This is a genomic window from Parabacteroides sp. AM17-47, from assembly GCF_003434625.1.
Lineage (GTDB): Bacteria > Bacteroidota > Bacteroidia > Bacteroidales > Tannerellaceae > Parabacteroides > Parabacteroides distasonis.
In genome coordinates, this window is record NZ_QTLI01000018.1 from 125,334 (window position 1) to 132,992 (window position 7,659).

Here is a 7,659-nt window from a genome sequence, read left to right on the forward strand (position 1 = left end):
GATAATACAATTTAATTATTACTTAATATCAAGTTTTATACCAAACATAAATGTACGAGATTGTGGATAGCCACCGAAATCTTCGCCCGCTTCAAGCGTAGAGGCACCTCTATAACTAACTTCAGGGTCATATCCCCGATATTTTGTCCATGTTAATAAATTTTGTCCAGTCACATACAGACGCAAACCTTGGATATGCTTTAAGTTTATTTTAGGAAAGCTATAAGATAGTGATAACGTTTTCAATTTCAGATAAGAGCCATCTTCTATAAATCGATCACTTACCAATAAGGCTCTATTTGTTGTTGCCTTTGGGTATATGTTACTCGGATTTTCCGGTGTCCAACGATTTACCATGTCCGCATAAGCATTTTGCCCACCTGTTGGATTCTCCAATTCCATGGCATTATAATTAAGAATCTTATTTCCATAGGAATATTGTAAGAACACATTAAGTTCGAAGCCCTTATAAGCAAACGTATTTGTTAATCCTCCGAAAAATTTAGGATTAGCGTCTCCCAATATTTCCCTGTCATTAGCGGCATCTACCTTTCCATCACCATTTAAATCCTTATATCTACGCAAACCAACACCAATAGGTGAAGCAGATGAAGTTTGTTGCTTACATTCTTCCTCATTTTGAAAAATACCATCAAAACGATATCCATAGAAAACACCAATGGGCTCACCTACAATCAAGCGACGTACAGAGCCTGTTTTTAAATGCCCATCGCCTTCTGCCATTTCCTTATACTCTTCTCCGCCTAATTCAAGAACTTTATTCCGATTGAAGGCGATGTTAAAAGCGGTTGTCCAACTGAATGCCCCTGTCAAATTATCACTTTCTATTGATAATTCATATCCTTGATTTTCTATGCTACCTATATTCTTCAACATGGTTTGATATCCAGATGTAGCAGGAACTGCAACACTATACAGCAGGTCTGTTGTTTTCTTCTTATAATAGTCTGTTGTGATGCGTAATCTATTATTGAACAAGCCTAAATCTAAACCAATATCAAATTGTCCGGTGCGCTCCCACTTTAAGTCAGGATTAGGAATTTTGTTTGGGAAAAATCCTGATACGAGTTGATTCCCTAAGATCCAATTACTAGTACCTAAAGTTGCCAATGATTCATATACACCGATCTCCGTATTACCTGTAAAACCATAACTGGCTCTTAACTTTAAATTCGAAATGACTTCTTTTACAGGCTCCATAAAAGCCTCTTCCGATATTCGCCACCCAGCAGAAGCGGAAGGGAAGAAACCATATTTGTTGTTTGTCCCAAAACGAGAAGAGCCGTCAACACGGGCATTCACGGAAAATAGATACTTATGTTTCAGCGTATAATTAATACGAGCTAAATACGACATCAAACTCCATTGAGTAGCGTTGGATTCCGGTTTGTTATAAACAGAACCAGCTCCCAGATTATTATAAAGCATTACATCATTCACGAAATTTGAGGAGGATCCCATTACATATTCCGCATTATTTTTTTGCATCGTAAAACCACCCAACAAGCTTAAGTCGTGCTCCTCTGCAAATGTTTTATTCCAAGTCAGTGTATTTTCGTTCAGCCAATTTATACTTTTATTTACACCTACATAAGCCGAGGCAACTCCTCCAGACTGATAAATATTGGACGGGGTATATCTGTTTGTCTTATGATACATCACATCCGCTCCCAATGATACTTTCAGTTTTAAATCCGGAATGATCTCCCATTGTGCATAAATATCTCCAAGCAAACGTGAAGTCGCATTATTAAATTTCCGTTCTTTTGCTGTCGCTACCGGATTTGGAACTAATATTCCATGAACATTAATTTGAGTGTATGCACCTGTCAACTCATCTTCATATACAGGCTGTATAGGATTCATTCTTAATGCACCAGAAATAGTTCCGTCTTCTCCTCCAGTATCAGTTGCTACGGAATTACTAATCGTATGGCTGGCGGTCATGTGTGTTCCCACACTAAAATTCTTGAATATTTTACGATCCAAATTCAAGCGTATGGAGTAACGCTTGAAATCAGAGTTGATAACAATTCCCTTCTGATCTGAGTAATTGCCTGATATCGCATATTGTGTCTTCTCGTCACCACCCGAAAAACTTAATTGATATGTTTGCGTACTTCCTCCACGAAAGATCTCGTCTTGCCAATCCGTCCCATTACCGATCTTTGCGATCTCAGATAAAGCCGTAGCATCATAATAGGGTTTCAATCCATCATTTGCATAAGCCTCATTCACTAATTTCGCATAATCTTGCGCATTCATGACATCTATCTTTTTGGATACGTTTGATATTCCAAAACTTGCCTCAAAAGAGATAATATCCCGTCCCTTTTTACCGCTTTTTGTTGTGATCAATACGACACCATTCGCCGCACGTGCTCCATAGATCGCCGTGGCGGCGGCATCTTTCAAGATCTCTATAGACTCAATATCTGATGGATTCACTGTAGACAAACCACTCATCTGTGTCTTACCACCCGTATTACCGAAACCACTACCACTATAAACAGGGAAACCATCGATAACATATAGAGGCTCGTTTCCACCTTGCAAAGAACTACTGCCACGTACCCGAATAGAGGCTACGGCTCCCGGCATACCAGAGGTTTGGATTACTTGCACACCAGAGGCTCGACCGACTAAACCTTGATCGATAGAAGTCATGGGCGTTTGCTGTAATTCAGCTGTTTTAACAGAAGATACAGCACCCGTTAAATCACTCTTCTTCACAGAACCATAGCCAATGACAACAACCTCATCAATATTTTGGGTATCCTCAGTCAGTTGGATTTTAAGGGAACGTTGCTTGCCTATTTTTACTTCTTTAGTCATGTAACCGATATAAGATATCAGAAGTATATCCTTTTCCGACGCATCTAAACTGAAATGCCCATTCATATCGGATATGCTACCTATAGAGGAACCTTTTACGATAACATTTGCACCAATGATGGGTACATTCGCTTGATCGGTAATGATACCTGTAATTTTACCATCTTGTTGGACCATCCGAGGCTGTTCATTTTTCTTGTAGATTATGATATGTTTATCATCGATTGTATAAGACAAACCTTGTTTACCAAGAATGCCATGCAATACTTGGTTGATACTTTGCTTATTAGCCTTCACAGAGATCTTCTCATTAAGATTAATCTCATCATTCTTATACCAAAAAGAGTATTCACTTTGGTGCTTGATCTCTTCAAGCGCCTCCGAGATAGTAACATTGTGCAGATTCAATGATATTTCCGCTACTTGAGAGTAACCCGTTTTCGCGGATGCGCAAAATAAGCTGAGCATACATAGTACAACAGATAGTCTCATGATGTTATATGTTTTTTTTAGGTTAACATTAGGCATATAATGCCTTGTGTGTGAAATAAATTTCATACTTTTGCAATGATTTAAAGTTTTTAATTGTGTTGCGATAATTAAGACTTGAGTCTTTAGAAACGGAAGATGTTGGTAGCATTTTCCGTTTTGTTTTTCTCTATTCCCTCTTTTTTCTATTTCATAGGCATATCGATTTAACGTTTATAACTCATTTGATTTACTTTTTCGAGATCGTGATTTGATCCCCTTCTATCTCATACTTTATAAGTCGATTAGCGGTCATGACCCGGAGGATTTGGTCTATGTTCTCTCCCCGTACGAAATCACCGGTAAAAGCTGCGTTCCTCAAATCATTCCCGAGGATCTGTATCCTTACGTTGAAACTCCTTTCCAGTTGCTTAGCGATTTTCTCTAGTGGATAGTTGGTGAAATAGAATTTACCACAAATCCACGAAGTATAACTTTGTAATCTCACTTCTCTCTTGATAAAGCGATGTGAGGCTTTCATATATTTTATTTGCTGTCCCGGCATTATCTGGATGAGATTTTTAGTGTCAAGTCCGACACCGACTTTCCCTTCCGCTAAAGTCACCTCTATATTATCATCGTCATCATAGGCCTTCACATTAAACTTCGTTCCTAATACTTTCACCTTAACATTTTCAGCGCTAACGATAAAGGGATGCTCCTTGTCGTGCGATACCTCGAAGAATGCCTCACCGTTCACCTTTACCTCCCTCTGCCCGGAGACGAAAGCTGTCGGATAACTCAATGTCGTACCGGCGTTGAGGATCACTTTCGTGCCGTCAGACAGGACTACGGAGGATCGCATTCCCATCGGATTCACCATCTCTACCATTTGGCTGTTCAGTTTCTTGTAGCCTTCGTGGAAAGAGATATAATTGGAGATGCTGAACAAAAGCGTGACGGAGGCGGCGACCGCAGATATTCTCAACCAAAACCTTCTGCGCAAGCTGCGTTCGATACGGTTGTTGACCTCTAGGAAGATATCTTCCCTCATTGCGTCACCCATTTGCTTTATGATCTCTTTTCTTGTCTCCATATTTCGTCTTTCTTATAATGAGGAGTAAGGATCGATGAAATTCGTTTAAAGAGAAAGACGTTTTTTTTAAAATGTTTGAAATATGTCCTAGATGCATAAAACATCCAAATAATTGTCGTGTAGAAAGTCATTTTCACCTAGTATTACTCCCTTCTGTGTAGAATATATACTTTAAGTGCTATAGGATATATACTTCAAGTGCCTTGGAATATATACTTCATTGGCTAATTTGATTTTATTGGAAAATGGATATTAATATGAAAACAAACGAAATATCAGGAAAATCCGATTTCAACCGTTTTATTAACTTCTCCACCGCAATCTTCATTTGCACTCGGACCGTACTCTCTTGGATGGATAGGATTTTAGCGACCTCCTTGGTACTTAATCCTTCCTCACGGATCATCAAGAATATTAGGCGACATTTTTCGGGAAGCTCATCAATTGCCAGATTAAAAAGTTCCCGCATTTCTTGCGATTCCAACATACCCTCAGGAGTAGCTTCTTCCTCTGGTTCAAATGAATATAACTGATCCATCTGGATTTTATTGACACTATTGCTTCTTGAAATATGACGAAGCGCTTCGTTGCGTACCGTTATATACAAGTAAGTATCTATATTGTCTATCTCTTTTAAGCGTGCTTTTGATTTCCAAATAGAAAAGAACACGTCGGACACGACCTCCTTGCAAGCCTCTTTCTCTCCAAGGCAATAATACGCAAAACGGAATACCTGATCGTAATACAAATTATAAAAGCGCTCAAATGCCCCTCTGCCGTCTGAAGAAACAGAAGATAACAAGTTCTTAATATTTTGTTTAGATACTTTCATGCCCTTTTATGCTTAGAAAAAAAGCGGGTTGTCGCCCACACTTCGTAAGGTATCGCCAGAGACCTATGCACACGTAGACAAGCAACCCGCAGATATAGCGAGGGCTTGTGCCTTGTGTGCTGTTAAAACTGGCGATTTCAACGAAGTAAGGCACTTCCAAAATTTTCACGATACAAATATAAGGTTTTTATCACATTTAAATCTCTTTAAAACGTACTATTGATTTCTGTGAGATCATTATCTTTGTACGAAACATATCGGTGAAATTATGGACGAGAAAGTGCTCGAGAAATTGAAAATCTTGGCCGAGTCGGCAAAATATGACGTATCCTGCGCTTCCAGCGGAACCTCCCGTTCGCATAAGAGCGGGGCTATAGGAAGTGCCGCGGGATGGGGTATTTGCCATAGTTTCGCTGAGGACGGACGGTGTATCTCGCTTTTAAAGATCATGCTGACGAATTATTGTATGTATGATTGCGCCTACTGCATCAACCGGCGAAGTAATGATTTACCGAGAGCTACGCTTTCCGTTACCGAGTTGGTGAATCTTACGATCGAGTTTTACCGGCGTAATTACATTGAAGGATTGTTTTTAAGCTCCGGCGTGGTCCGAAACCCGGATTACACGATGGAACGGTTGGTGAGAGCCATCAAGGATTTGCGCCTCGTACATCACTTCAATGGATACATACATATGAAGAGTATCCCCGGAGCCAGCCAAGAATTGGTAAATGAGGCTGGGCTTTACGCCGATCGTTTAAGCGTGAATATAGAGATCCCGAATGAGGCGAGCTTGCGGACTCTAGCTCCGGAAAAGGATTTTAAAAGCGTATTTGCCCCTATGCGTTATATCCAACAAGGTGTATTACAAAGCGCCGAGGAACGCAAGCGTTTCCGGTATGCCCCACGATTCGCTCCCGCCGGGCAAAGCACGCAGATGATCGTTGGCGCTACGGCGGATACCGACAAGGATATACTTCGTCTATCATCGGCCTTATATCAGAGACCTACGATGAAGCGTGTTTACTATTCGGGATTCATTCCGGTAAATGCGTATGATAACCGTCTTCCGGCACTTACCACGCCTCCGCTGGTCCGTGAGAATCGTTTATATCAAGCGGATTGGTTATTGCGTTTTTATCAATTCAAGGTAGATGAGATTGTCAATGACGCATATCCGGATCTGGATCTAGACGTGGACCCGAAGTTGGCTTGGGCCCTGCGGCATCCGGAGGTCTTTCCGGTAGATATCAATAAAGCGGATTACGAGATGCTTCTTCGGGTTCCGGGAATTGGCGTGAAATCGGCAAAGATCATAATCGTTTCCCGGCGTTACGCTAATCTCGGTTCAGAGCAGTTGAAGAAAATAGGAGTGGTCATGAAAAAGGCTAGCTATTTTATTACTTGCCGGGAGCTCCCGACGCAGACCGTGAATGAGGTCAGCCCTGAAACCGTCCGGCAACTATTGACGAGAAAGAGCGGAAAGAAAGTAGACGATCGGCAGCTTATACTGCCTTTTATAGATTAACGCCTGTTTTATAAGAAGGATTGATAATGATTATATTTGTTTACGACAAGACTTTTGAGGGATTGCTTACCGCTGTATTCGATGCCTATTCCCGTCGAACTTTTCCGGATTTGTTAGTAACCGAGGGTGAGCCATTTCCATTGTTCTATGACGAGGCGATCCGGATTTATACGGACGACCGGAAAGCAGAGCGGGTATGGAAAGGGCTTGAGAAGAAAATCTCCAAGTCTTCTCTTTCCGGGTTGACGGTAACTTGGTTGTCGGAATTACCGGAAGTAGACCTGTTGTTATTCAGATATATCCGCAAAGCGATCGATGCTCCAGCCACGATTGAGTTCAATCTTGGTGACCCGGACATATTGGAAACGGCCAAGATCTGGAAGAAAGTAAACAACGAACGCTTGCGAGTGATGCAATTCTTTCGTTTCCAAAAAGCGGCGGATGGAACTTACTTTGCTGCCATCGCACCTATATATAACGTATTACCTTTGGTATTACCTTATGCGCAAGACCGTTTCGCTGATCAGCAATGGCTCATTTACGACTTAAAAAGAGAGTATGGATATTATTATGATCTTAACGATACGATAGAAGTCCGTTTCGAAGAGAAAGATTCACACTTATTGACCGGATTGCTCAGTGAGGATATCATGGATAAGGATGAGAAACTTTTTCAAAGTATGTGGAAAGAGTATTTTAAGTCTATCGCTATCAAGGAGCGTTTAAACCTGCGGCTTCATCGCCAACATATGCCGGCTCGTTTTTGGAAATATATGCCGGAGAAGAGATAATAGTATAATTACTATTAATCAGCCAATTACAGTTTTTGTTAATTTCATGTCTTATGCTGATATAGGTAGACACATTCAATAACAATAA

At 40.7% G+C, this 7,659-nt stretch carries 5 protein-coding genes; 2 read left to right on the plus strand and 3 right to left on the minus strand.

Translation table 11 applies throughout. The features are described 5' to 3' along the window. Positions 1-18 precede the first annotated feature (18 nt). The 3 genes from DW205_RS15550 to DW205_RS15560 all read right to left on the minus strand — a co-directional run bounded on the left by DW205_RS15550 (position 19) and on the right by DW205_RS15560 (position 5,252). Positions 19-3,324, minus strand: a complete 3,306-nt coding sequence (locus DW205_RS15550) for a TonB-dependent receptor (RefSeq protein WP_034530616.1) — start codon at positions 3,322-3,324, stop codon at positions 19-21. A 250-nt stretch (positions 3,325-3,574) separates the two neighbouring features. Beyond that, the gene (locus tag DW205_RS15555) at positions 3,575-4,420 is read right to left on the minus strand and encodes a FecR family protein (RefSeq protein ID WP_005868648.1); all 846 of its coding nucleotides are present in this window, start codon (positions 4,418-4,420) and stop codon (positions 3,575-3,577) included. 235 nt (positions 4,421-4,655) lie between these two features. Continuing rightward, the gene (locus tag DW205_RS15560) at positions 4,656-5,252 is read right to left on the minus strand and encodes an RNA polymerase sigma factor (RefSeq protein WP_005868649.1); all 597 of its coding nucleotides are present in this window, start codon (positions 5,250-5,252) and stop codon (positions 4,656-4,658) included. Positions 5,253-5,520: 268 nt separating this feature from the next. Between DW205_RS15560 and DW205_RS15565 the strand changes: the two genes are divergently transcribed. Together DW205_RS15565 and DW205_RS15570 are read left to right on the plus strand one after the other, a co-directional pair. Then, positions 5,521-6,780, plus strand: coding sequence for a putative DNA modification/repair radical SAM protein (locus DW205_RS15565; protein ID WP_005868650.1), 1,260 nt, complete (start codon positions 5,521-5,523; stop codon positions 6,778-6,780). 26 nt (positions 6,781-6,806) lie between these two features. Then, positions 6,807-7,571: a TIGR03915 family putative DNA repair protein gene (locus tag DW205_RS15570; protein ID WP_005868651.1), complete on the plus strand. Its 765-nt coding sequence runs from the start codon at positions 6,807-6,809 to the stop codon at positions 7,569-7,571. The last annotated feature ends 88 nt before the right edge of the window (positions 7,572-7,659 follow it).

Bases quoted from the DNA above. Each gene is read 5' to 3' on its own strand.
- DW205_RS15550 (WP_034530616.1), bottom strand. From the start codon at position 3,324: ATGCTCAGCTTATTTTGCGCATCCGCGAAAACGGGTTACTCTCAAGTA.
- DW205_RS15555 (WP_005868648.1), bottom strand. From the start codon at position 4,420: ATGGAGACAAGAAAAGAGATCATAAAGCAAATGGGTGACGCAATGAGG.
- DW205_RS15560 (WP_005868649.1), bottom strand. From the start codon at position 5,252: ATGAAAGTATCTAAACAAAATATTAAGAACTTGTTATCTTCTGTTTCT.
- DW205_RS15565 (WP_005868650.1), top strand. From the start codon at position 5,521: ATGGACGAGAAAGTGCTCGAGAAATTGAAAATCTTGGCCGAGTCGGCA.
- DW205_RS15570 (WP_005868651.1), top strand. From the start codon at position 6,807: ATGATTATATTTGTTTACGACAAGACTTTTGAGGGATTGCTTACCGCT.